The 23,104-nt window shown below is 73.7% G+C and carries 22 protein-coding genes and 1 pseudogene; 4 read left to right on the forward strand and 19 right to left on the reverse strand.

Going from position 1 to position 23,104, the window contains the following annotated elements:
• Positions 1–809: 809 nt before the first annotated feature.
• Positions 810–1,979, forward strand: coding sequence for a tyrosine-type recombinase/integrase (locus tag VKZ81_RS30575; protein WP_324245211.1), 1,170 nt, complete (start codon positions 810–812; stop codon positions 1,977–1,979).
• 10 nt (positions 1,980–1,989) lie between these two features.
• Here the strand turns inward: VKZ81_RS30575 and VKZ81_RS30580 are convergent, their stop codons facing one another.
• Genes VKZ81_RS30580 through VKZ81_RS30610 form a run of 7 tightly spaced genes read right to left on the reverse strand, consistent with a single transcriptional unit; the run spans position 1,990 to position 9,338 of the window.
• Positions 1,990–2,580 carry a dihydrofolate reductase family protein gene (locus VKZ81_RS30580; protein WP_324245212.1) on the reverse strand — a complete coding sequence of 197 codons (591 nt, stop codon included), beginning with the start codon at positions 2,578–2,580 and terminating at the stop codon, positions 1,990–1,992.
• 55 nt (positions 2,581–2,635) lie between these two features.
• On the reverse strand, positions 2,636–3,871 hold the full coding sequence (locus tag VKZ81_RS30585) for a metal-dependent hydrolase family protein (RefSeq protein ID WP_324245213.1): 1,236 nt from the start codon (positions 3,869–3,871) through the stop codon (positions 2,636–2,638).
• Positions 3,872–3,881: 10 nt separating this feature from the next.
• The gene (locus VKZ81_RS30590) at positions 3,882–4,727 is read right to left on the reverse strand and encodes an ABC transporter permease (RefSeq protein ID WP_324245214.1); all 846 of its coding nucleotides are present in this window, start codon (positions 4,725–4,727) and stop codon (positions 3,882–3,884) included.
• 5 nt (positions 4,728–4,732) lie between these two features.
• The gene (locus VKZ81_RS30595) at positions 4,733–5,659 is read right to left on the reverse strand and encodes an ABC transporter permease (protein WP_324245215.1); all 927 of its coding nucleotides are present in this window, start codon (positions 5,657–5,659) and stop codon (positions 4,733–4,735) included.
• A 21-nt stretch (positions 5,660–5,680) separates the two neighbouring features.
• Positions 5,681–7,255, reverse strand: coding sequence for an ABC transporter substrate-binding protein (locus VKZ81_RS30600; RefSeq protein WP_324245216.1), 1,575 nt, complete (start codon positions 7,253–7,255; stop codon positions 5,681–5,683).
• Between the two features lie 20 nt (positions 7,256–7,275).
• Positions 7,276–8,295, reverse strand: a complete 1,020-nt coding sequence (locus VKZ81_RS30605; RefSeq protein WP_324245217.1) for an ABC transporter ATP-binding protein — start codon at positions 8,293–8,295, stop codon at positions 7,276–7,278.
• On the reverse strand, positions 8,292–9,338 hold the full coding sequence (locus tag VKZ81_RS30610) for an ABC transporter ATP-binding protein (protein WP_324245218.1): 1,047 nt from the start codon (positions 9,336–9,338) through the stop codon (positions 8,292–8,294). The genes VKZ81_RS30605 and VKZ81_RS30610 overlap by 4 nt, the downstream gene beginning before the upstream one ends.
• An 86-nt stretch (positions 9,339–9,424) precedes the next feature.
• On the opposite strand from VKZ81_RS30610, the gene VKZ81_RS30615 reads away from it, so the two are divergent.
• Complete coding sequence (locus VKZ81_RS30615; RefSeq protein WP_324245262.1) at positions 9,425–10,684, forward strand: Zn-dependent hydrolase; 1,260 nt, start codon at positions 9,425–9,427, stop codon at positions 10,682–10,684.
• Between the two features lie 8 nt (positions 10,685–10,692).
• On the opposite strand, the gene VKZ81_RS30620 is transcribed toward VKZ81_RS30615, so the two are convergent.
• Complete coding sequence (locus tag VKZ81_RS30620) at positions 10,693–11,415, reverse strand: SDR family oxidoreductase (protein WP_324245219.1); 723 nt, start codon at positions 11,413–11,415, stop codon at positions 10,693–10,695.
• A 383-nt stretch (positions 11,416–11,798) separates the two neighbouring features.
• On the opposite strand from VKZ81_RS30620, the gene VKZ81_RS30625 reads away from it, so the two are divergent.
• Entirely contained in the window at positions 11,799–12,887 is a 1,089-nt protein-coding gene (locus tag VKZ81_RS30625) for an LLM class F420-dependent oxidoreductase (protein WP_324245220.1), read from the forward strand.
• Here VKZ81_RS30625 and VKZ81_RS30630 read toward each other — a convergent pair.
• From VKZ81_RS30630 to VKZ81_RS30660, 7 genes and pseudogenes are all read right to left on the reverse strand, one after another.
• Positions 12,856–13,632 (reverse strand): class I SAM-dependent methyltransferase, encoded by a 777-nt coding sequence (locus VKZ81_RS30630; RefSeq protein WP_324245221.1) that lies wholly within the window; start codon positions 13,630–13,632, stop codon positions 12,856–12,858. The two genes, VKZ81_RS30625 and VKZ81_RS30630, sit on opposite strands and share 32 nt — an antisense overlap.
• Before the next feature lie 50 nt (positions 13,633–13,682).
• Entirely contained in the window at positions 13,683–14,729 is a 1,047-nt protein-coding gene (locus VKZ81_RS30635) for a ferrochelatase (protein ID WP_324245222.1), read from the reverse strand.
• 7 nt (positions 14,730–14,736) lie between these two features.
• Entirely contained in the window at positions 14,737–15,513 is a 777-nt protein-coding gene (gene fabI / locus VKZ81_RS30640; RefSeq protein ID WP_324245223.1) for an enoyl-ACP reductase FabI, read from the reverse strand.
• Between the two features lie 32 nt (positions 15,514–15,545).
• Complete coding sequence (locus tag VKZ81_RS30645; protein ID WP_324245224.1) at positions 15,546–16,256, reverse strand: beta-ketoacyl-ACP reductase; 711 nt, start codon at positions 16,254–16,256, stop codon at positions 15,546–15,548.
• A 50-nt stretch (positions 16,257–16,306) separates the two neighbouring features.
• A pseudogene (locus VKZ81_RS30650) lies at positions 16,307–17,248 on the reverse strand (sigma-70 family RNA polymerase sigma factor); the annotation flags it as partial.
• Between the two features lies 1 nt (position 17,249).
• Positions 17,250–17,516, reverse strand: a complete 267-nt coding sequence (locus tag VKZ81_RS30655; protein ID WP_324245225.1) for a hypothetical protein — start codon at positions 17,514–17,516, stop codon at positions 17,250–17,252.
• 35 nt (positions 17,517–17,551) lie between these two features.
• The gene (locus tag VKZ81_RS30660) at positions 17,552–18,493 is read right to left on the reverse strand and encodes an acyl-CoA desaturase (RefSeq protein WP_414709518.1); all 942 of its coding nucleotides are present in this window, start codon (positions 18,491–18,493) and stop codon (positions 17,552–17,554) included.
• Between the two features lie 155 nt (positions 18,494–18,648).
• On the opposite strand from VKZ81_RS30660, the gene VKZ81_RS30665 reads away from it, so the two are divergent.
• Positions 18,649–19,275, forward strand: coding sequence for a TetR/AcrR family transcriptional regulator C-terminal domain-containing protein (locus VKZ81_RS30665; RefSeq protein ID WP_324245227.1), 627 nt, complete (start codon positions 18,649–18,651; stop codon positions 19,273–19,275).
• Between the two features lie 18 nt (positions 19,276–19,293).
• Here VKZ81_RS30665 and VKZ81_RS30670 read toward each other — a convergent pair whose 3' ends face one another.
• The 4 genes from VKZ81_RS30670 to VKZ81_RS30685 form a co-directional block, all read right to left on the reverse strand.
• On the reverse strand, positions 19,294–20,280 hold the full coding sequence (locus tag VKZ81_RS30670) for a VWA domain-containing protein (RefSeq protein WP_324245228.1): 987 nt from the start codon (positions 20,278–20,280) through the stop codon (positions 19,294–19,296).
• Positions 20,281–21,159: a DUF58 domain-containing protein gene (locus VKZ81_RS30675; protein WP_324245263.1), complete on the reverse strand. Its 879-nt coding sequence runs from the start codon at positions 21,157–21,159 to the stop codon at positions 20,281–20,283.
• Between the two features lie 113 nt (positions 21,160–21,272).
• Positions 21,273–22,310 (reverse strand): AAA family ATPase, encoded by a 1,038-nt coding sequence (locus tag VKZ81_RS30680; RefSeq protein ID WP_324245229.1) that lies wholly within the window; start codon positions 22,308–22,310, stop codon positions 21,273–21,275.
• A 344-nt stretch (positions 22,311–22,654) separates the two neighbouring features.
• Positions 22,655–22,915 carry a hypothetical protein gene (locus VKZ81_RS30685; RefSeq protein WP_324245230.1) on the reverse strand — a complete coding sequence of 87 codons (261 nt, stop codon included), beginning with the start codon at positions 22,913–22,915 and terminating at the stop codon, positions 22,655–22,657.
• Positions 22,916–23,104 lie beyond the last annotated feature (189 nt).

Genomic DNA, 23,104 nt, shown 5'->3' on the forward strand with positions numbered 1-23,104 from the left:
ATCATGGTCTCGCAGGTTACACGTTCGACGTTTCCAAACTCAGCACCCCTCTTCGAGTTCAGAAACTCAAACCAGCAACCAACGAAACCTGTGTTTTGTTGGCGTGCACCCCGCCCGATGGGCCTCTGGAGATGGACCCCTTGGACGCGCCGCCCGAAGCCGGTGCGTGAGCGCGGCGCCGAGGCCTCGCACGCGACGCGTGGTGCCGACACACCGGTTGCGGTCGATGTGCGAGCCGGGGGAACCGGTGGGTGAACGAGGGGCCGGCGAGCTCCCGGGGGCTCCGCACACGAGGTGCGGTGCCGGCACGCCGGGTGCAGTGGATGCGCGAGACCGATGATCGACTACGTGCGGGACCTCTCACCGCTGTTCACGGGGTGGAAGCCCGGCGAGCGGCTGGCGGTGCCGAGCGGGACGGCCACCGCGGCGCTGGTCACCCACCTGCACCGGGATCACACCGACGCGGCCGCGCTCGCGGACGTGCTGGTGCAGGAGGCGCCGGTGCTGCGACCGGCGCCCGGGTACGGCGACGACGTGGACAACCAGGAACCACCGCGAACGACGCAGCCGACGGCTCCGGGAGCAACCAGCGCAACGGGTCACCGGTCGCGGCTGCCGTCGACGGGCGGCAAGCGCGGTTCCGTCGTCGGCGAGGGCCGAGGACGGCGCGTTCTGGACCCGGGGGGCGCAGGCGGCCAACCCGCGAGCAGCGAGCCAACGGCTCGCGTCTTGCCGCGAGCCCCCGACCGGGGGCGTGTCGAAGCCGAACCCGTCCGCGGCGACCCTCCTCCTGGCGTACGGTTCCCGGCGTGGAGCTGGACCCGCTCGTCGTGTTGGAGGCCGTCCGCGACCGCTCCCCCGCCCTCCCCGCCGCGGACGAGTCGACCTGGCCGGGCGTCGACGACCCCGAGGTGCTCAAGGCCCAGCTGCTCGACTGGCTGTCCCAGTACGCGAACGCGGGCACCCGCCGCACCTACGCCTACGCGCTCGGGCTGCCGATCGACTGGGTCGACCCCGCAGGCGGCCCGCGCCGGCCCGGCCCGCCCCCGGCGCCGCCGGGACCGCTGCACGACCTGGCGTGGTTCCGGTGGTGCGCCGCCCGGGCCCTCGACCCGCGCCGCGCCACCGCGGCGCACGTGAAGGCGTGGCTGCACGCGCTCGACGCCGCGGGGGCGCAACGGCGGACCCGGCAGCGGATGCTGTCGACGCTCTCCGCGCTCTACGCCCACCTCGCCGAGACGGGCGTCGTCGCGGCGAACCCGGCGGCGCTCAACCGGGCCCGGCTCGGGCTGTCGTCCAGCGCGCGCGACGCCTCACCGACCGTGCGCCTCACCCCCGAGCAGCTGAAGGCTCTGCTCATGGCCGCGGCGCGGCTGCCGTACTCGCGCAGCCCGCGGCTCGCCCGGCTCTACGCGCTGCGCGCCGTGGCGGTGGTGGCGCTGCTGACGCTCGGGCTGCGGATCTCCGAGGTGGTCGGCCTCGACCGCGACGACCTGTACCGCACCGGCGGCGACGACGTCCTGCGCGTGCTCGGCAAGGGCGGCCTGCACCGCGAGGTGTACGTGACCGACCTCGTGCGCGAGGCGCTCGCCGCCTACCTGGCCGAGCGGGACCGCCTCGGCGGCACGGCCGTGCCCGCGCCGCGGGGCCGCACCGCGGCGGGCTCGGCGCCGCTGATCGCCACCCGCGACGGGGGCCGCTGCTCCCGGGTGGACCTCTACACGCTGCTGCGGCGCATCGCCGCCCACGCCGGCCCGGCGCTCGACGGCGTGGCCGACCGGGTGCACCCGCACGCCCTGCGCCACGCCTACGTCACGATCGCGCTCGAGCGGGACGCGCGGATCCAGCACGTCCAGGCCGACGTCGGGCACGCCACCATCGCCACCACGCAGCACTACGACCGGGGCAGGCGCACGCGGGAGAGCAGCGCCGCCGACCTGGTGGCCGCCGCCATCGCCGCGGCACCCGACCCGGCCTGACCGACGCCCGTCAGCGCCGCGTCGCGTAGCGGGTCATCACGACGCCGCCGGGGAAGATCCGCGTCTCCACCAGGTCGAGGTGCACCCACGCGTCGAGGGCGGTGAAGAACGGCGTTCCGGCGCCGACGAGCACCGGGTGGGTGGCCAGGACGTACTCGTCGATCAGGCCCGCCCGCATGGCCGCCGCGGCGAGCGTCGCCCCGCCGATGGTCATCGGCCCGCCGTCCTCGGCCTTCAGCCGGGTGATCTCGGCGACCGCGTCGCCCGCCACGAGGCGGGTGTTCCAGCCGACCTCCTCCTCGAGCGTCGAGGAGAACACGACCTTCGGCGTGTCCCGCCAGTTGCGCGCGAACTCGATCTCCAGCGGGCCGGCGCCGGGCTGCTGGTCGCCGGTCGGCCAGTAGGAGCTCATCGTCTCCCACAGCTTGCGGCCGTAGAGGGTCAGCTCGCTCGCCTGTTCCTCCTCGAGCCAGAACCGGAACAGCTCGTCGCTCGGCCCGCCGTGGGCGCCGGAGTCGCCGGCGCTCCAGTCGATGACGTCGCCCGGCGCGGCGATGTAGCCGTCCAGGGTCACGTTCATGCCGAAGATCAGTCTGCGCATCGAGGCCTCCGCGGGTGTCGGTCGCACGAGATCTGACGCCCGCGGCGCGGGGAACTCATCGGTCGGCGCGCGGGACCGCCGGGCCGGTCTTGGGCAGCTCGTCGCGGTGCACGACACCGTCCTTGACAACCAGCGCGACCCGCCCGGCCGCGGTGATGTCGGCGACCGGGTCGCCGTCGACCAGGACCAGGTCGGCGAGCTTGCCGACCGCCAGCGTGCCCAGGTCGTGGTCGAGCCCGAGGTTCTGGGCCGCGGCGCTGGTCGCGGCCATGAGCGCCTGCATCGGCGTGAGCCCGTGGCGCACCATCAGCTCGAGCTCGCGGGCGAAGTCGCCGTGGGCGTTGTACGGGGTGCCCGCGTCGGTGCCTGCGGCGATCCGCATGCCGGACGCGACGGCGGCGACGAAGCTCTCCCGCTGCCGCTGCGCCTCCCGTTCGGCCTTCTCCACGACCCAGGCCGGGATGCCGGCGGCGGCGTTGCGGATGATCCCGTCGACGGCGAGCATCGTCGGGACGAGGAACGTGCCGCGGTCGACGGCGATCTCGAGCAGCTCGTCGTCGAGGTAGAAGCCGTGCTCGATCGAGTCGACGCCGGCGAGGAGCGCGTTGTGGATCCCGGCCCGGCCGATGGCGTGCGTCGTGACCCGCTTGCCCGCGTTGTGCGCCTCCTGCGCGACGACGGCGAGCTCCTCGGGCAGCAGGGCGGTCTGCATCGGGGTGACCCCCGGGGTCAGCACGCCGCCGGTGGCCATCACCTTGAGCACCTCGGCGCCGCACTTGAGCTCCGTGCGGGCGGCCTTGCGCACCTCGTCGGGGCCGTCGGCCTCCCGGCCGATGTGGTGGCCGTGCCCGCCGGTCATCGTGATGAGCCGGCCCGCCGGTTGCACCCGCGGGCCGGGGACCAGCCCGCGCTCGATCTCCCGGGCGAGGTCGATGACGATGTTGTCGGGCGCGCCGCAGTCGCGGACCGTGGTCACGCCCGACCGGAGGGTCTGCCAGGCGGTCCGCGCCGCCCGCAGGGTGGCGGTGGGGACCGTGTCGGACTCGATCTGGCCGATCAGGTCCGGTGCGCCGTCGGCGGTGAGGTGCACGTGGCAGTTGATCAGCCCGGGGAGAACCGTGCGGCCCTCGCCCTCGACGACGGCCTCCCCGGCGGTGGACGGGGCCTGGTCGGCGGGTCCCATCCAGGCGATGCGGCGGCCCTCGACGACCAACGCCTGGGCGGGGACCGGGGGTGCGCCGGTGCCGTCGACGACCGTGACGTCGCGGAGCAGGAAGCTCGGGGTGCTCATGCGCCGATCCTCACCCGGCAGGCCGGTCGGTGGTGGACAGCCTCGGGTCGAGCGCGTCGCGCAGCCCGTCGCCGAGCAGGTTGAACGCCAGGATGGCGAGGAAGATCGCGATCCCGGGGAACGCGGTGAGGTGGGGGGCGCTGAAGATGAACTGGCGGCCCTCCCCGAGCATCGTGCCCCACTCCGCGGTCGGCGACTGCACGCCGAGCCCGAGGAACCCGAGCCCGGCCGCGAGCAGGATGCTGACCCCGATGCTCAGCGTGGCGTGCACCAGCACCGGGGTGAGGCAGTTGCGGAACACGTGCCGCACGATGATCCGCAGGTCGCCCGCCCCCAGCGCCCGCGCCGCCTCGACGAAGGGCTCCTCGCGCAGGCTGAGCACCGACGAGCGCACCAGCCGCACGATCACCGGGATGACGCTGATCCCGACCGCCACGATCACGTTCTGCAGGCTCACCCCCAGCACCGCGACCAGCGTGAGCGCCAGCAGGATGCTGGTGAACGCGAACAGCATGTCGGCGAACCGGGACACGGCCATGTCCGCCCAGCCGCCGTAGTAGCCGGCGACCACGCCCAGCGGAACGCCCACGACCAGGCCGATCGCGACCGCGAGCACGCCGATGAGCAGCGAGATCCGCGTGCCGTACATCAGCCGGGTGGCGATGTCGCGGCCCAGCTGGTCGGTGCCCAGCCAGTGCGACGCCGACGGCGGTTGGATCGCGGCGGACAGGTCCTGCGCGTTCGGGTCGTACGGCGAGATCAGCGGCGCGGCGAAGGCCAGCACCAGGAACGTGACGATGATGGCCAGCCCGACCATGGCCGGTGGGTGGCGGCGGAAGCGTTGCCAGGCTCGCATGGCAGTCAGTACCTGATCCGCGGGTCGACGACGACGTACAGGACGTCCACGAAGACGTTCAACAGGACGAACAACAAGGCGTAGACCAGCACGAGACCCTGCACGACCGGGAAGTCCCGCGCGTTGATCGAATCGACCAGCAGGCGCCCGATCCCCGGCCAGCCGAACACCGTCTCGGTCAGGACCGCCCCGCCCAGGAGCGCCCCGAACTGCAGACTGATGACGGTCAGGACCGGGATGAACGCGTTGCGCAGGCCGTGCTTGACGATCACGGTGCGCGGTGGGGCGCCCTTGGCCTGCGCGGTGCGGATGTAGTCCTGCCCCAGCACCTCGAGCATGCTGGCGCGGGTCATCCGCGACACCAGCGCCGTGGAGAACGCGCCGAGCGTCGCCGCGGGCAGCACGATGCTCGTCGGCTCGTCGGCCCCGGCCGCGGGCAGCCACCCCAGCGTCACGGCGAACAACAGGATGAGCAGCAGCCCCAGCCAGTAGACGGGCATCGAGATGCCCATCACCGCGACGCTGGAGATCAGGTGGTCGACCACGGTGCCGCGCCGCACCGCGGCGACCACCCCGGCGGCGATCCCGGCCACCGCGCCGATCAGGGTGGAGACCGCCGCGAGGGTCAGCGTGGCGGGCATCCTCGCGGCGATCTCCAGCGCCACCGGCCGGGACGTGCGGGCCGACGTGCCCAGGTCGCCCTGGAGCAGGCCGGTCAGGAACGACCAGTACTGCGACACGAGCGGCCGGTCCAGCCCGAGCTCGGCGCGGATCCGCTCGACCTGTTCGGCGCTCGCGTCCAGGCCGGCCAGCACCCGCGCCGGGTCACCGGGCAGCACGCGCAGCATCAGGAAGATCAGCACCGACACCCCGAACAGGGTGATCAGCGACAGCAGCAGCGTGCGCACGATGTGCGCGGTGGTGCCCCTCATCCGGCGACTACCCCATGCCCCTCAGCTCGCGGCCGGCCGCGCGTAGAGGGCGTCGAACTTCTCGGTCGGCGTCGTCGAGATGCCGGTGACGTCGACCGAGTGGACCACGGGGAACGACTGCGTCCACAGGAAGATCCACGGAGCCTCCTCCCAGATGATCCTCGATGCGTCGCAGTACAGCTGCCCGCGCACCTCCTCGTTCACCTCCGTGTCGGCCTGCGCGAGCAGCTCCTCGACCCGCGGGTTGGTGTAGAAGGCCGTGCCGAGGCCGGTCGGCGGGTGCGTGGCCGAGCGGAACATCTGCATCTGTTGGTCGGCGTCGAGGATCGCGGGGGCCCAGCCCAGCAGGTGCATGTCGACGGTGTCCTCCGAGTGCGGCGCGTTCACCCGGCCCAGGTAGGCGCCCCAGTCGCTGGTCCCGACCGTGACGTTCAGCCCGACCTCGCGCAGGTAGCCGGCGATCGCCTCGGTGGCCTGCTGGTCCTGCACGTAGCGGCCGCTCGGGGTGATCAGCTCGAGCGTGGCGCCCTCCGCGCCGGCCTCGGCGAGCAGCTGCCGGGCCCGGTCCGGGTCGTACGGGTAGCTGCCGGTCGAGCAGTAGCCGAACAAGGCGGACGACATCGGCGCGTCCATCACCTTCCCCGCCCCGAACAGCACGTTGTCGACGATCGCCTGCTTGTCGACCGCGTAGTTGAGCGCCTGGCGCACCCGGACGTCGGACAGCAGCGGGTCGAGGGTGTCGAGCGCGATGTAGATGGATCGGTCGCTCTCGCCGAGGATCACGTTCACGTCGGGGTTGTCCTGCAGCGCGCGCAGGTCCGCCACCGGCGGCAGGATGATCATGTCGACCTGCCCGGCGAGCAGCAGGCTCTCCCGGGTGGCCGCCTCCGGGACGATCCGGAACTCGACCGTCTCGTAGAACGGCTGCTCACCCCAGTACTGGGGGTACTTCGTGACCGTGAGGCTCTGCCCGGCGGTGTAGCTGGTGAACGTGTACGGCCCGGTGCCGACCGGGTGCTGGTAGTTGTCGTAGGTGTTGCCCTCGGCCTCCACCGACGCGGGCGAGATCATGCCCGCGGTCGTGAGGGTGAGCGCCTTCATGAAGATCGGCGACGGCTGCGACAGCACGATCCGCACGGAGTGCTCTCCGGTCGCCTCCACCGACTCCATGACCTCGAACGGCGCCCCGAGCGGGACCCGCAGGTTCGGGTCGGTGATCCGCTGGAGGTTGAACACGACCGCGTCGGCGTTGAACGGGGTGCCGTCGTGGAACGTGACGCCCTGCCGGAGCGTGAGGTCGATCGTGCGCCCGTCCGGCGAGACCTCGTAGGACTCGGCGAGCACGCCCACGACCTCGCCGTCGCGCTCCTCGACCAGCGTCTCGACGACGTAGTCGACCACGTTCTGCACCGTGGTCGTGGTCTGGCCCGCGGGGTCGAGGGTGTCCAGGTCGATGCCGATGGCGATCGAGAAGGATGAGTCGCCTCCCCCGCCGGGGCCAGCGGCCGGGTCCTCCTCGAAGCTGCAGGCGCCCAGCAGGAGCCCGGCCGCCACGAGCGCGGCGGCGATGCGTCCTCGTGTCGATGGGCGTTTCATCCCAACCCCCGATCCTTCGGTCATGAGATCACTCGGAGTGGTTCGGCGAAGTGGCAGGCGGCCGGGTGGCCGTGCCCGGAGCGGTCGACGAGCTCGGGTTCCTCGGCGGCGCAGATCGGCTGCGCCTTCGGGCAGCGGGTCCGGAAGTTGCAGCCGGACGGCGGGTTGGCCGGGCTCGGCACGTCGCCGGTGAGGACGATGCGCTCCCGCGTCCGCCGCTTGTGCGGGTCGGGGATGGGCACGGCCGACAGGAGCGCCTGCGTGTACGGGTGGGTGGGGCGCTCGTAGATGTCGGCGCGCGTGCCGATCTCGACGATCTTGCCGAGGTACATCACCGCCACCCGGTCGGAGATGTGGCGGACCACGGACAGGTCGTGGGCGATGAAGATGAACGCGAGCCCGTGCTCCCGCTCCCGGCCGGTGGGCCGCTCCTGCACCTGCCGCAGCAGGTTCACCACCTGGGCCTGGATCGACACGTCCAGCGCCGAGACCGGCTCGTCGAGCACCAGCACCTGTGGGTCGAGGGCGAGGGCCCGCGCGATGCCGATGCGCTGGCGCTGGCCGCCGGAGAACTCGTGCGGGTAGCGCTCGGCGTGCTCGGGGGTGAGCCCGACCGACTCCAGCAGCGCGTCGACCCGGTCCCGCAGCTCGGAGCCGGACGCGAGCCCGTGGATCTGGAACGGCTCGCTGACGATCGCGCGCACCGTCATCCGCGGGTTCAGCGACCGGTAGGGGTCCTGGAAGACGAACTGCATCTCCCGGCGGACGTCCTTCATCTTCGCCCGGCTGTAGCCGGTGATGTCGGTACCGCGGAAGAAGATCCGCCCCGAGGTGGGCTCTTGGAGCTTCACGACGGTGCGCCCGGTGGTGGTCTTGCCGCAGCCGGACTCGCCCACGAGCCCGAGGGTCTCGCCCGCGCGCAGGGTGAAACTGACCCCGTCCACGGCGTAGACCGTGCCGACCTGGCGCCGGGTCACCCCGCCGCGGATCGGGAAGTACGTCCTCAGGTCCTCCACCCGCAGCAGCTCGGGCGCGCTCACGAGCCACCACCCGCCCCGAGCTGGATGCCCATCTCGTCGGCGACCGCGGCCCGCTCCGCGGGCACCTCCTCGGCGAAGTGGCACGCCGACCGCACCCCGTCGCCGACGTCGCGCAGCGGGGGCACCTCGGTCCGGCACACCTCCCGGTCCTTGGCGAGCCGGCACCGCGGGTGGAACGCGCACCCGGGCGGCAGGTCGATCAGGTTCGGCGGGGAGCCGGGGATGGGTTCGAGCTGCTCGACGTCGACGTCGAGGCGGGGCAGGCTGCTCAGCAGGCCGAGCGTGTACGGGTGCCGGCACGAGGAGAAGATCGAGTACACGTCGGCGACCTCGACGACCCGCCCGCCGTACATCACCACCACCCGGTCGGCGTGCTCGGCGATCAGCGCCAGGTCGTGGGTGATGAGCACGGTGGCCGCGCCGGTCTGCTCCTGCGCGGCGCGCAGGACGTCGAGGACCTGCGCCTGGATCGTGACGTCCAGGGCGGTGGTGGGCTCGTCGGCGATGAGCACCTTCGGCCCGTTGGCGATGGCCATCGCGATCATCGCGCGCTGCCGCATGCCGCCGGAGTGCTCGTGGGGGTACTGGTCGTAGCGGACCTCGGGGTTGGGCACGCCGACCGACGCGAGCAGCTCGATCGCCCTGCTGCGCGCGGCCTCCCGGCTCAGCGCGCGGTCGTGCAGCCGCAGCGCCTCCGCGATCTGCTCCCCGACCGTCAGCACCGGGTTCAGGCTCGTCATCGGGTCCTGGAAGATCATCCCGATGTCGCGGCCGCGCACCTGCCGCAGCTCCTTCGCCGGCATCGTCAGAAGGTCGCGCCCCTCGAAGAGGATCTCACCGGAGACGATCCGCCCCGGCGGGCACGGGACGAGGCCCAGGATCGACATCGCCGTGACGGTCTTGCCCGACCCCGACTCGCCCACCACACCCAGCGTCTCGCCGGGGTACAGGTCCCAGCTGACGTCCGTGACGGCCTTGACGACGCCGTTCGGCGTGACGAACTCCGTCGTCAGTCCGCGTACGGACAGCACCGGATCGGGCAACGACGATCCTCCTTGACGCTCTTGGTGGGGTGAAGGTAGGACAGATCAGACCTATCTGGGTGACATCCGCATAACGGAGGCGAAAGATCGCTTCGCTCCCCGGTCCCACGTTCACCGTCTCGGCCGAGCGGTTGCGCCGCGACCTCGAACACGTCGCCTCCTACGGCGCCACCGCGAGCGGCGGGGTCGCCCGCACCAGTTTCACCGACGCCGACCGGCGGGTGCGCGCGTGGCTCGCCGACCGGTGCGAGGAGGCCGGGCTGCGGCTGCGCACCGACGCCGTCGGCAACGTCTTCATGCGGCTCGAGGCGCCAGGCGCGCCGCCGGACACGCCCCCGGTCTGGGCGGGATCGCACCTGGACAGCGTGCCCGAGGGCGGCCGCTTCGACGGGGCGCTCGGGTCGCTCGCCGCGCTGGAGGTGGTGCGCCGGCTCGCCGAGGAGCGGGTGCAGCTGCGCCGCCCGGTGGAGGCCGTGGTGTTCGCCGACGAGGAGGGCAGCTACCACCACCTGCTCGGGTCGACCGCGCTCGTGCGCGGGTTCAGCGCCGACGAGCTCGCCGCGCTGCGCGGCCGCGACGGGACCCGGCTCGTCGACGCGCTGCAGGCGATGGGCTTCGACGCGCAGGCGGCGACCCGGGTGAAGCTCTCCCCCGGCGACGTGCACGCCTACGTCGAGCTGCACATCGAGCAGGGGGCGGTGCTCGAGTCGGCCGGCGCCACGATCGGGGTGGTCACCGCGATCGTCGGGATCGGCAGCGGGTGGCTGGAGTTCCGCGGCCGCCAGGACCACGCGGGCACCACCCCGATGGCGCTGCGGCGCGACGCACTGCGCGGAGCGGGCGACCTCGTGGCCCGCCTGCCCGAGGTCGCCCGATCCGTGAGCGCCGACGCGGTCGCCACCTGCGGCATCGTCCACGTCGAGCCCGGCGCCGCGAACGTGGTGCCTGCCCTGGTGCGGCTGTCGCTCGACTTCCGCGACCCCGACCGCGGGCGGCTGCTGAGCCTCGAGGACGCCGTGGTCGCCGCCGCGCACGCCGCCGCCGAGCGGCACGCCCTCGAGGTCACCTACACGCGCGAGAGCATCATCGACCCGGTTCCGCTGGACCCGACGATGCAGGAGCTCGTGGCCACGGCGGCCGCCGAGCGCGGCCTGCCGGCGCTGCACCTGCCGTCGGGCGCCGGACACGACGCGCAGAACATCGCCCGGCTCGCCCCCACCGGCATGATCTTCGTGCCGAGCGTCGGCGGCCGGAGCCACTCACCGGCCGAGGCGACCCGGTGGGAGGACGTCGAGGCGGGGGCGAACGTGCTGCTCGCGACCGTGCACGCCCTCGCCACCGGGTGACCGGCCCGTCACCGCTGCCGCGTGGGCCGGATGATCATCTCGTTCACGTCGACGCCGTCGGGCTGCGCGACGGCGTAGGCGATGGCGTCGGCGATCGCGCCCGCCGGGATGGTGTGGGCGCGGTAGGTGACCATCGCGTCCTTCGCGACGGGGTCGGTGATCGAGTCGGCGAGCTCGGACTCGGTCACCCCGGGCGAGATGGTGGTGACCCGGATGCTCGGGTCGGACTCCTGCCGCAGCCCCTCCGAGATCGCCCACGCCGCGTGCTTGGTGGCGGCGTAGACCGCGGCGGTCGGCGAGACCTGGTGGGCCGCGATCGACGCGACGGTCACGAAGTGCCCGCCGCCCTGGCGTTGGAAGACGGGCAACGCGGCCGCGATCCCGTGGAGCAGGCCCTTGACGTTGACGTCGATCATCCGGTCCCACTCGTCGACCAGCAGCGCGTCCAGCCGCGACAGCGGCATCACGCCCGCGTTGCCGACCAGCACGTCGAGCCGCCCGTGCGCGGCCACGGCCGCCTCGACGAAGGCCGCCACGGCCTGCCGGTCGGTGACGTCGAGCCGGCGCACGTCGGCGCTCCCGCCCTCGGCGCGGATCTTCTCCGCGACGGCGGCGAGCCGGTCCTCACGGCGCGCACCGAGCACGACGTGGTGGCCGTCGGCAGCGAGCCGCAGCGCGGTCGCCTCCCCGATGCCGCTGCTCGCGCCGGTCACTGCGATGACCTTGCTCATGGTGGGGATTCCTCTCTCCGCTGGGTCGATCCCAGGCTCGCCGGGACCGCCGCGGCGGAGGAGGCCGAGGATTTCCTGGGTGCCGGGCACCCACCCTCGGCGGCCGGCGGCGGGATCGGCGGAACCCCGATGTGGGGCTGCCTGCTGATTGGCCCCGCGCGTGGACGCCAGGCACAACCCCCGTTCCCCGGCGCGGCGCGCGCCGTCGACCGCGCCCCCACGCACCGGTCGGGCGGATGATCCGCCTCCCGTCGCCGTCGCCGACCAGGACGAGGCCCTGCGGTTCCGAACGGAGCAGGTGGGCTTCGACCTGCGCGCCGAGCCGGGGGTGGGCAGCGCCCGCCGGCTCGAGGTGGCCCCCTCCCGGCGCCGCGTCGGCCCTGGTGGGCCCGTTGGCGTCGTTCCTCGACCCCGAGGGCCCCGAGGGCAACGAATTCGGGCTGCGGGAGTGGGCCGGCACGCGAGAACAACACGCCGCGCGCGGGGCGTTGGCTGTCGCCATGGAGATCACCGTGGTCATCGCGTCGCGCCCGAACGTCCCGCCCGAGGAGGAGATGCGCACCGCCGTGGTGGCCGACCGGCTCGGCTACCGCGATCTCTGGGTCGGTGAGGGCTTCGTCTGGGATGCGTTCGCGCTGGCCACGGCCGCCGGGCTCGCCACGGAGCGGATCGCGCTGACCGTCGGGCCGATCCCGGTGTCGGTGCGGGACCCGGCGTCGATCGCGCGCGCCGCCGCGTCGACGGCCGCGCTGGTCCGCCGGCCGGTCGGCGTGGCGCTGGGCACCTCCAGCGTGCGGGTGGTCGAGCGCATGCACGGCCGGTCGCGCCGCCGCGCCGTCGCGACGATGGCCGAGAGCGCCCAGGCGCTGCGCGCCCTCTTCCGCGGCGAGGTCGCCGACTTCGCGGGCGAGATGGTGTCCACCCACGACTACCGGCTGCGGCTCGACCCGCCGGGTGGGCCGATCACGCTCGCGGCCTTCGGGGACCGCGCGATCGCCGTCGCCGCCGAGCACGCCGACCGCATGGTGCTCGACCTGGTCTCCCCGGAGCTGGCGCGCGGCTACCGGGAGAAGCTCGACGCCGCGGCACGGCGCGCCGGGCGGCCCGCGCCGAAGCTCGCCGCGTGGATCCCCGCCGCCGTCGAGCCGACCGCCGAGGCCCGCACCCAGGTGCTGCGCAGCGTCGTCGGCTACCTCGAGGTCGCCGGCTACGGTGAGATGTTCACCGCGGCCGGGCTGGGCGACGCCGTCCGGATGGCCGCGGCGGGCGCCGACCGCGACGCGCTGCTCGCCGCGCTGCCCCCGGATGCCGCGGACCGGCTCGGGCTGGTGGGCGACGTCGACACCGTCCGGGCCCGGCTCGACGCCTACGCCGCCGCCGGCCTGGACGAGGTGGTGCTCGTCCCCGCCACGGAGGGCGACCCGGGCGGGGAACGCACGCTCACCGCGCTCGCGGCTTGCGCGCCTCGATGAGGTAGCGGCTCGAGTGGGCCACGAACGGGCCCTCGGCCTCCATCAGCTCGTGCAGCTCGCGCAGCCGGTCGCGGTAGGCGTCCACCGTGAAGCCCGGGACGAGCCAGATCACCTTGCGCAGGAACCACACCACCGCGCCGACGTCGTGGAACTCCATGCGCAGCCGCGCCGTCCGCAGATCCACGACCTCGAGCCCGGCCGCCGCCGCGTCCCGGCGGGCCCGGTCGGGGTGGCGGCGGTTGCGGGCCTCCTCCGGCTGGGGCCCGAGGAAGAACTCGATCAGCTCGAACACGCTCGCCGGGCCCACGTGCTGGGCGAGGTAGCTCCCGCCGGGCCGCAGCACCCGCGCGATCTCCGCCCACCACACCGTCACCGGGTGCCGGCTGGTGACGAGGTCGAACGCGGCGTCACCGAACGGCAGCGGCGGCTCGTCGGGGGCGGCCACCACGGCCACGCCCCGCGGGTGCAGCAGCCGCGTGGCCCGGGCGACGTTCGGCGGCCAGCCCTCCGTGGCCACCACCAGCGGCGGGTACGACGGCACCCCGGCGAGCACCTCCCCGCCGCCGGTCTGCACGTCGAGCGCGGCCGACACCCGGGGCAGCCGCTCCGCCAACAGCCGCTGGTAACCCCACGGTGGACGCTCCTCCGTGGCGCGCCCGTCGAGCCAGGAGAAGTCCCAGCCCTCCACCGGGGCGGCGGCGGCCTCGGCCACCAGGTCGTCGACGTCGCTGCGCGCGCGGGCCATGATCGCTTCCTACCCGCGCCCGCCGCGCGGCCGCGACCGGAGAACGAGCGCTACCGGGGCCTGCGCACCGGCAGGCAGCAGTCCACGGCGCACGGCGCGCCGTTCACGGTGCAGCCGCCGGCCGGGACGTCGCTGAGCGAGCGCGGCGCGGCGTCGTGCAGCTGCTCGGCCACGAGCTCGGCGACCATGTCGGCGAACCGCGGGTCCGGCCCCGCCGTCGCGGCCCGGGCGAACCCCATGCCGAGCTCCTCGGCGCGCTGGCGGGCCTCGGTGTCGAGGTCCCAGATCACCTCGACGTGGTCGGAGACGAACCCGACCGGCGACACCACGACCGCCGGCACGCCGCGCGCGTGCAGGGCCTCGATGTGGTCGACGATGTCGGGCTCCAGCCACGGCACCTGCGGTGGGCCCGACCGGGACTGCCACACCACGTCGTGGTCCACCGGCCCCGACGCGCCGCCCAGCTCGGCGGCCACGAGGCGGGCGGCCTCCGTGACCTGCCGGGAGTAGCGGTGCCCGCCCTCCTCCGGCGGCCCGGCGGCGGCGTCGGCGGCGACGGGGATCGAGTGGGCGGTGAACACGAGCCGGGCCTCGTCGCGCACGTCGGCGGGCAGCGTGGCCCGCGCGGCGCGCACCGCGTCGGCGTTCGCCTCGACGAACAGCGGGTGGTCGAAGAAGTGGCGCAGCTTGACCAGCTCCGGCGCACCGTCCCCCACGGCCTTGCGGGCGCGCTCGATGTCCTCCTGGTACTGGCGGCACGACGAGTAGCCGCCGTAGGCGCTGGTGGCGAACACCAGCGCGCGCCGCACCCCGTCGCGGACCATCTCCGCGACCGTGTCCTCGACCATCGGGTGCCAGTTGCGGTTGCCGAAGTACACCGGCAGCTCGATCCGCTCCCGGACCGCCGCGATGATCTCCCGGTTGCGCGCGTTGAGCGGGCTCACCCCGCCGAAGTGCTGGTAGTGCTCCTCGACGGCGTCGAGCCGCTCCGGTGGTACGCCGCGGCCCCGGACCACGTTCTCCAGGAAGGGCCGCACGTCGGCGGGGCCCTCCGGCCCACCGAACGACAGGACCAGCAGGGCGTCGAACTCGCTCACCCTGGCATTAGACACCCACGGCGTGGAAGCCGCCGTCGGCCCACACCATCGAGCCGGTGGTGGCGGGCAGCCAGTCCGACAGCAGCGCGCACACCGTCTTCGCGACCGGCACCGGGTCGTTGACGTCCCACCCCAGCGGGGCCCGGCCGTCCCACGCGTCCTCGAACGCGGCGAAACCGGGGATCGACTTCGCGGCCATCGTCCGGACCGGCCCCGCCGCGCACACGTTCACCCGGATGCCCTTCGGGCCCAGGTCGCGGGCGAGGTAGCGGGTGACCGACTCCAGCGCCGACTTCGCGACGCCCATCCAGTCGTAGGCGGGCCAGGCCTGCCGGTTGTCGAAGTCCATCCCGACGATCGAGCTGCCCGGCCCGAGCAGCGGCAGCACCGCGGTCGCGAGCGACTTGAACGAGTACGCACTGACGTGCAGCGTCTGCGCGACGTCCTCCCACGGCGCGTTGAGGAACGCGCCCTCGCCCAGGCAGGAGGCGGGCGCGAAGCCGATCGAGTGCAGCACGCCGTCGAGCTTCGGGTCCTCGCCCAGGTGCGGGGTCACGCGCTCGGCGAGCGTGTCCAGGTGCTCCTGGTTGGTCACGTCCAGCTCGACGACCGGCGCGGCCTGCGGCAGCCGCTGCGCGATCCGTTCCACCAGCCGGAGCCGGCCGTAGCCGGTGAGCACGACCTGCGCACCCTGCTCCTGCGCCACCTTGGCGACGTGGAAGCCCAGCGAGGCGTCGGTGATGACACCGGTGATGAGCAGGCGCTTGCCCTCGAGGAGTCCCATGGAAGCCTTCCGATCGTCGTCTGGTGTTCCGGTCAGTGGCCCATGCCGAGGCCGCCGTCGACGGGGATGACCGCACCCGTGACGTACCCGGCGCCCTCGGAACCCAGCCACGTGACCGCGGAAGCGACCTCCTCCGGACTGGCGTACCGGCCGAGCGGAACCTGCGAGACGATCTCCGCGCGGCGCTCCTCGGGCAGGGCCCTGGTCATGTCCGTGTCGACGAAACCGGGCGCCACCACGTTGGCGGTGATGCCGCGCGACCCCAGCTCGCGGGCGATCGACCGGGCGAGCCCGACCAGCCCCGCCTTGGAGGCCGCGTAGTTCACCTGGCCGGCGGAACCGCTCAGGCCGACCACGCTGGAGATGAAGATCATCCGCCCGGTCTTGGCCCGCAGCATCCCCCGCGCCGCCCGCTTGGCCACCCGGTAGGCCGCGGTGAGGTTGGCGTCGACGACGCGTGTGAACGACTCCTCGCTCATCCGCAGCAGCAGCGTGTCGTCGTTGATGCCGGCGTTGGAGACGAGGACCTCGACCGGGCCGTGCTTCTCCTCGACCTGTGTGAACGCCGCGTCGATCGCGGCCGCGTCGGTGACGTCGCACTGCACCGGCAGCAGCTCGCCGGGCAGGCCCTCGGCCCCGCTGCGGTGGGTGACCGCCACCTTGTCCCCCTGCGCCGCGAACGCTTTCGCGATCGCCAGCCCGATGCCGCGGTTGCCTCCGGTCACCAGCACGCTGCGTCCCACGGCGCACACCCTATGGGCAGCGCCGCGACCCATCGACCCCGGCTCGCCGGTCAGGTCAGGTACTCGCGCAGGCTGCGGCTGCGCGCCGGGTGGCGCAGCTTCGTCATCGTCCGCACCTCGATCTGGCGGATCCGCTCCCGGGTGACGCCGTAGGTGCGGCTGACCTCGTCGAGCGTGTGGGGTCGTCCGCCGGTCAGACCGAACCGGAGGCGGATGATGCCCTCCTCCCGCTCGGTCAGCGTCGCGAGGACGGCGCCGATCTCGGCCTCCAGCAGGACCCCCGCCGCGGCGTCGGCGGCGACGACCGCGGTCGAGTCGACGATCAGGTCACCGATCGTGGCCTTCCCGTCGGCCCCGACGGGGTCGTCGAGCGAGACCGGGTCCCGGGCCAGCCGCTGCAGCTCCAGCACCTGCTCGGGCGTCATGCCGAGGTCGGCGGCCAGATCGGCCGCCTCCGGCTCGCGGCCGAGCTGGACGTGCAGGTCGCGGCGGCGCCGTTCGAGCCGGGCGACGGCCTCCGCGACGTGCGCGGGCAGCCGGATGAGGCGTCGCTTGTCGGCCATGGCGCGGCTGATCGCCTGCCGGATCCACCAGGTGGCGTAGGTGGAGAACTTGTAGCCCTTGGCGTAGTCGAACTTCTCGACCGCCCGGATCAGGCCGATGTTGCCCTCCTGGACGAGGTCGAGGAAGGCCATGCCGCGGCCCGCGTAGCGCCTCGCCACCGACACCACCAGCCGCAGGTTGGCCTCGACGAGCCGGGTCCGCGCGCGGTCCCCGTCGCGCACGAGCCGCCGCAGGTCCCGCCGCGCGACCGCGGCACCGAGGTCGTCGTCGGGGTGGTCGAGCCGTCGTGCGGCGTACACGCCGACCTCGATGCGCTTGGCGAGCTCGACCTCCTCCGCGGCGGTCAGAAGGGCGACCCCGCCGATGCGCTGCAGGTAGGCGCGGATCGGGTCCACGCTCGCCTGCGCGTTCACCGGTCGCCCCGCCCGGTCAGTGCGTCGGCCGGTCGTACACGGCGTCGAACGCGACCGCGGTCATCGAGCGGCCCAGCTCGCGCACCGCCGCGAGCCCGCTGTACTTGTCCCCCACCTCGGGGCGCTCGCCGGACCGCCGGACGTCCTGCCAGAGCGCCTCGAGGTAGTCCAGCAGCGCCTGCCGGACCGCGAGCTGCTCGGCCCGGGCGTCCTCGCTCATCCTCGTGAGCCGGGCCCGGTCGAGCGAGGCGAAGGACTCGATGACGTCCTCGGGAAGGGGCACTCGGGTCTCCCTGCTGCGGGCGCTGGGTGGGCGGGTCAGTCGGTGCGCGCGAGGCGCTCGAGGCGGGCCGGCGTGGGCCAGCGGACCTTGGTGGCCCACCCGAGCTTCTCGAAGGCCCAGATCACCCGGGCGGACATGTCGACCTGGCCGCGGCGCACGCCGTGGCGCGCGCAGGTCGGGTCGGCGTGGTGCAGGTTGTGCCAGGACTCGCCCATCGACAGGATCGCGAGCGGCCAGACGTTGCCCGCCTTGTCGCGGCTCGCGTACGGGCGCTCGCCGAGCATGTGGCAGATCGAGTTGATCGACCACGTGACGTGGTGCAGGACCCCGACGCGGACCAGGCCGGCCCAGAAGAACGCGGTGAGCGCGCCCCACCACGACATCGTGAGGAGCCCGCCGAGCACGGCCGGGGCGAGCAGGCTGACGGCGGTCAGGAGCGGGAACAGCTTGCTGATCCGGACGATGTCGCGGTCGGCGAGCAGGTCCGGGGCGAACCGGGCGGCGTTGGTGCGCGCCTTGCCGAACAACCAGCCGGTGTGGGCGTGCCAGAACCCCTTCGCGAGGGCCCGGGGCGTGGTGCCGAACAACCACGGCGAGTGCGGGTCGCCCTCCTTGTCGGAGAAGGCGTGGTGGCGCCGGTGGTCGGCGACCCAGGTGATGACGTCGCCCTGCAGCGCGAGGCTCCCCGCGATGGCCAGCGCGTTGCGCAGCCCGCGGTTCGCGGCGAACGAGCGGTGCGTGAAGTAGCGGTGGAACCCGACGGTCACGCCGAAGCCGGACAGCAGGTAGAAGCCGACCGCGAGGGCGATGTCGAGCCAGCTCAGGCCCCATCCCCAGGCGAAGGGCACAGCGGCCACGAGGGCGAGCATCGGGAGGATGACGAACACGTACACCAGGGCGCTCTCGCCGTGGGTGTTCTGTCCGTCGAGGGTGGGTTTCGCTCCGCCGGGCGCCGTGCGCTCCTGGGCGGTGGTGATCGTCAAGTCGGAGGTGCTCCTCGAGCTTCGCGAGCGCAGTGTTGCGCTACGGTGTAGACGCTACAGTGTAGCGGCCGGTTCCTCAATTCGTAGGGAGTGATATGACGGCGGACACGCGGCCTGCCCGGCAGCGACCTGCACTGACCCGTCGTCAGGTGCTCGAGACGGCGCTGGCGCTCATCGACGCCGACGGCGTCGACGCGCTGTCGATGCGCCGGATGGGCAAGGCGCTCGACCGCGACCCGATGCGCCTGTACCGGTTCGCCTCGAGCAAGGACGAGCTGCTCGACGGCGTCGTCGAGCTCGTGCTCTCCGAGCTGCGCATCCCCCACACCGACGGTGCGGACTGGGAGGAGGTGCTGCGCCGCACGGCGCGCCGGTTCCGCGAGATCGCGCTCGCGCACCCCCACGTCGTGCCGCTGATGGTCACCCGACCCCTGGGCACGCCGCTCGCGCTGCGCCCCCTCGGCACCCTCCGGCCGCTGGAGGACCTCCTCGAACTGCTCATCGGGGCGGGGTTCGACCCGAAGGGCGCGCTGCACGCCTACCGGCTCTACATGGGGTTCCTGCAGGGCCACGTCCTCAACGAGCTCCAGGAGCGCGTGACCGACCCGGAGGAGACCGACGACCTGCTGCGGCTGGGGCTGCACCGCCTCCCCGTCCGCGAGTTCCCCCGGATCCGGTCGCTCGCCGCCGAGCTCGCCGCCTACGACGGCGCGCGGGAGCTCGAGGAGGGCCTCGACGTGGTGATCGCCGGGCTGCACCGCCAGCTCACCGGCTAGCGCCGGCTGGACACCGGGTCAGGGCAGGCGGCGACCCAGCGCGATGCCCGCACCGAGACCGACGACGAGCAGCAACGCGCCGCCTGCGAGCCACGGCCTGCTCACGTCGACCCGACGGACCTCGTAGCCGATCTGGTCGCCCAGCTCGGCGTACACCTGGCGCAGCTCACCCTCGCTCGTGGCCGTGAAGAACTGGCCGCCCGACAGGTCGGCGATCTGGCGCATCGAGGCGTTGTCGACCGCGACCGGGGTGCGCTCCCCCGGGTTGATCTCGATCGTGCCGTAGTCCGTGCCGAAGGAGATCGTCGAGACCGGGATGCCCGCCTCGGCCGCGGCCCGGGCCGCGGTGAACGCGCCCCGCGGCTCCTCCTCCGGCATCACGCCGCCCGGCACGGTCTGCTTGCCGTCGCTCATCAGCACGATCCGCGCCGGCGGCGGCCCCTCGGCCGAGGCCCCCGCGATCGACTGCGAGAACGTCTCCACCGACTGCAGCGCCGCGAAGATCGCCTCGCCGGTCGCGGTGGACTCCGACAGCTTCAGCCCGTCGATGGCCCGGATGACCGGCTCCCGCTCGACGGTGGGCGAGACGAGCACGGCCGCCGTGCCTGCGAACGACACCAGGCCCAGGTTGATGCCGGGCGTGAGCTCCTCGGCGAACGACTTCGCGGCGGCCTGCGCGGCGGCCAGCCGGTTCGGCTCGACGTCCGTGGCCTGCATCGACAACGACACGTCGATCACGAGCACCACGGTGGCCCGGTTGCGGGGCACGCGCGCCTCCGCCTGCGGGCCGGCCAGCGCGATGGTCAGCACGGCGAGCGCCACGATCATGGCCACCGCGGGCACGTGCCGGTACCAGCCCTGCCGCTTCGGGGCGACGCGGTCGAGCAGCTCGAGGTTGGTGAAGCGCATCGTGTCGCGCCTGCGCCTGCGCAGCAGCAGCACGTAGCCGACCGCGAGCCCCACCACGACGAGGAGCAACAGCAGCCACCACGGGTGCGAGAACATCTACCGCCCTCCCGACCAGGCGCGCTTGCGGGCCAGGACGAACCGCACGACGTCGGCGATCCAGTCCGAGTCGGTGCGCAGCGTGAGGTGCGCCGCCCCGCAGCGCCGCAGCGCCGCGGCCACCTGCTCGCGGTGCTCGGCCGCGGCCGCGGAGAACTCGCGGGCCAGCAGCGGGGTGATGGTGACCTCGCGCTGCCTGCCGGTCTCCGGGTCGGCCAGCACGACGGTCCCCACGTCGGGCAGTTCCAGCTCGCGCGGGTCGAGCACCTCGACGGCGAGCAGCTCGTGCCGCGCCGACAGCGCTCGCAGCGGGCGCTCCCAGTCGGTGTCCCCGAGGAAGTCGGAGATCACCACCGCGAGGCCCCGCCTGCGCGGCGGGCGGCGCAGCTGCTCGATCGCCGCGGCCAGGTCGCCGCGGGTGCCCTCGGGGGCGCGCGGGGTGTTCGCGACGCGCCGCAGCATGCCCTGCGCGTGCGCGAGCCCGCCCCGCGCCGGGATCCGCACGAGGTCCTTCCCCGTGGCGACCAGGACGCCGATCCGGTTGCCCCCGCCCCGGGTGAGGTGGGTGACGGCCGCCAGCGCCGCGATCGCCAGATCGCGCTTCTCGCAGGCGGCCGTGCCGAAGTCGAGGCTGGCCGACAGGTCCATCACGACCCACGTCTCCAGCTCCCGGTCCGAGATCGTCTCGCGCACGTGCGGCGCGGTGGTGCGGGCGGTGGCCGCCCAGTCCATGTGCCGCACGTCGTCGCCGGGGAAGTAGAGGCGGGACTCGCCCGGCTCACTGCCCGGGCCCGGAACCAGGCCGAGGTGGTTGCCCTGCAGCAACCCGTCCAGCCGGCGGCGCACGGTGAGCTCGAGCGTGCGCAGCGCCGCCTCCACCCGCCCCCCGCGGAACGACGGTGGGGCGGTGGGGGCCTGCGGGCGCCGCGGCGCGGAGTCCTCCGCGCCGCCGTCGGGGGCGGAAGGGCCGCTCCCGCGGACGGCGGGACGGCTCACGCCGGGCTACCCGCCGGGTACGGCGCCGGCCCGGTCTGCGGCCGGGCGCTCACCTGCGGCAGCGGCACCGTGGCGAGCACCCGGGAGATGATGTGGTCCACCGGCACCTGGTCGGCCACCGCGTCGTAGGACAGCACCAGGCGGTGCCGCAGCACGTCGGGGGCGACGTCGAGCACGTCCTGCGGCAGCACGTAGTCGCGGCCGCGGATCAGCGCGAGCGCCCGCGCCGCCGACACGATGCCCAGCGTCGCGCGCGGCGACGCGCCGTAGGACACCCAGGCCGCGATGTCGGACAGGCCGTGCTCGGCCGGGGTGCGGGTGGCGACCACCAGGCGCACCACGTAGTCGACGAGCGCGTGGTGCACGAACACCCGGTTGGCCACCTTCTGCAGCCGGGTCAGCTCGGGCGGGTCGATCACCTGCTGCGCGACGGGCGGCTCGGCGCCCATCCGGTAGACGATCTCCCGCTCCTCCTCGACGCCCGGGTACTCAACGATGATCTTGAAGAGGAACCGGTCGCGCTGCGCCTCCGGCAGCGGGTACACGCCCTCGTTCTCGATGGGGTTCTGGGTGGCGAGCACGAGGAACGGGTCGGGCATCGGGAACGTCTGGCCGCCGATCGACACGTGCCGCTCGGCCATCACCTCGAGCATCGCCGACTGCACCTTCGCCGGCGCCCGGTTGATCTCGTCGGCCAGCACGAAGTTGGCCACGACCGGCCCGAGCTCGACGTCGAACTCCTCCCGCCCCTGCCGGTAGATCCGGGTGCCGAGGATGTCGGCGGGCACGAGGTCCGGGGTGAACTGCAGGCGCGCGAACGTGCCACCCACCACCTTCGCGACGGTCTCCACGGCGAGGGTCTTCGCGACACCGGGCACGCCCTCGAGGAGCAGGTGACCACGGGCCAGGAGGCCGACGAGCATCCGCTCGACCAACCGGTCCTGACCGACGATCACCCGCTTGATCTCGAAGACGACGCGCTCGAGGCGCTCCCCTTCGCTGGCCGGGCTCGGGACGGACTCCTGCACGCTCACGCGCCCATTCCACCGTGCCGGCCGTGAGACGCCCGTGAATCGGCGCTTCCACCGTCGTGGACCGCCGCCGCGGCAGCGGCGTGCGGTCAACGAAAGGTGGACGAAAAGTACGCGTCAATGATTCATTGACAACGGAGAGGGGCGGCTTGCCGCCCTTGCGGCTCGCCGCCGTCGGCACCGCCACCCCGCCGCGCTGCACCCCGTCGTCGCTCCCGCGACAGGGGTCGCCGCCGGCCCCGATGGTGACCACGGGGTGGAACGCCGCGAGGACGGCCGCCACGCCGCGGAACCCACGGTCGTGGCCGCCGCGTAGGCGGCGTCGGCGCCGACGATCAGCACGCCGATCAACGCGCGACCCGGCACCGCGCGTCCCGGCACCGCGCGACCCGGCACCGGCACCGCCGCGCGAGCGCCACGCCGACGATCGCCACGACGGCCCGCAGGCGCGATACCGGCAGCGCCCACGGCAGGCCCGCCTCGCTCGCGGCGCCCACGAACACGAAGAACACCCCGAAGCCGGCGGCGGACCCGGCCCCGTGCCGCACCGCGAGCCGGATCCCGCCACCCGCCGTGCGGCGCGCGGGCCGGGGACGCGAACCGCGCACTGCGCATGTGCTGGTCCCAGCAGCCGGCTCGGCCGGATGGAGCGGCGCCGCCTCGTCACGCGCGTGCCGTGCGAGCTCGACGGCGGGGCGACGACGTGGAGCTCACCGATCCGGGCCGCCGGGCCCTCGACAGGGCGGCACCGGACATGGAGGCACGGGCGCGGACCTCCGTCGCGGGCGCCCGCACCG

The sequence above is a fragment of the Pseudonocardia sp. genome (assembly GCF_035305885.1).
In the GTDB taxonomy this organism is placed as follows: Bacteria; Actinomycetota; Actinomycetes; order Mycobacteriales; family Pseudonocardiaceae; genus Pseudonocardia.

Bases quoted from the DNA above. Each gene is read 5' to 3' on its own strand.
- VKZ81_RS30580 (WP_324245212.1), bottom strand. From the start codon at position 2,580: ATGCGCAGACTGATCTTCGGCATGAACGTGACCCTGGACGGCTACATC.
- VKZ81_RS30585 (WP_324245213.1), bottom strand. From the start codon at position 3,871: ATGAGCACCCCGAGCTTCCTGCTCCGCGACGTCACGGTCGTCGACGGC.
- VKZ81_RS30590 (WP_324245214.1), bottom strand. From the start codon at position 4,727: ATGCGAGCCTGGCAACGCTTCCGCCGCCACCCACCGGCCATGGTCGGG.
- VKZ81_RS30595 (WP_324245215.1), bottom strand. From the start codon at position 5,659: ATGAGGGGCACCACCGCGCACATCGTGCGCACGCTGCTGCTGTCGCTG.
- VKZ81_RS30600 (WP_324245216.1), bottom strand. From the start codon at position 7,255: ATGAAACGCCCATCGACACGAGGACGCATCGCCGCCGCGCTCGTGGCG.
- VKZ81_RS30620 (WP_324245219.1), bottom strand. From the start codon at position 11,415: ATGAGCAAGGTCATCGCAGTGACCGGCGCGAGCAGCGGCATCGGGGAG.
- VKZ81_RS30630 (WP_324245221.1), bottom strand. From the start codon at position 13,632: ATGGCCCGCGCGCGCAGCGACGTCGACGACCTGGTGGCCGAGGCCGCC.
- fabI (WP_324245223.1), bottom strand. From the start codon at position 15,513: ATGGGACTCCTCGAGGGCAAGCGCCTGCTCATCACCGGTGTCATCACC.
- VKZ81_RS30670 (WP_324245228.1), bottom strand. From the start codon at position 20,280: ATGTTCTCGCACCCGTGGTGGCTGCTGTTGCTCCTCGTCGTGGTGGGG.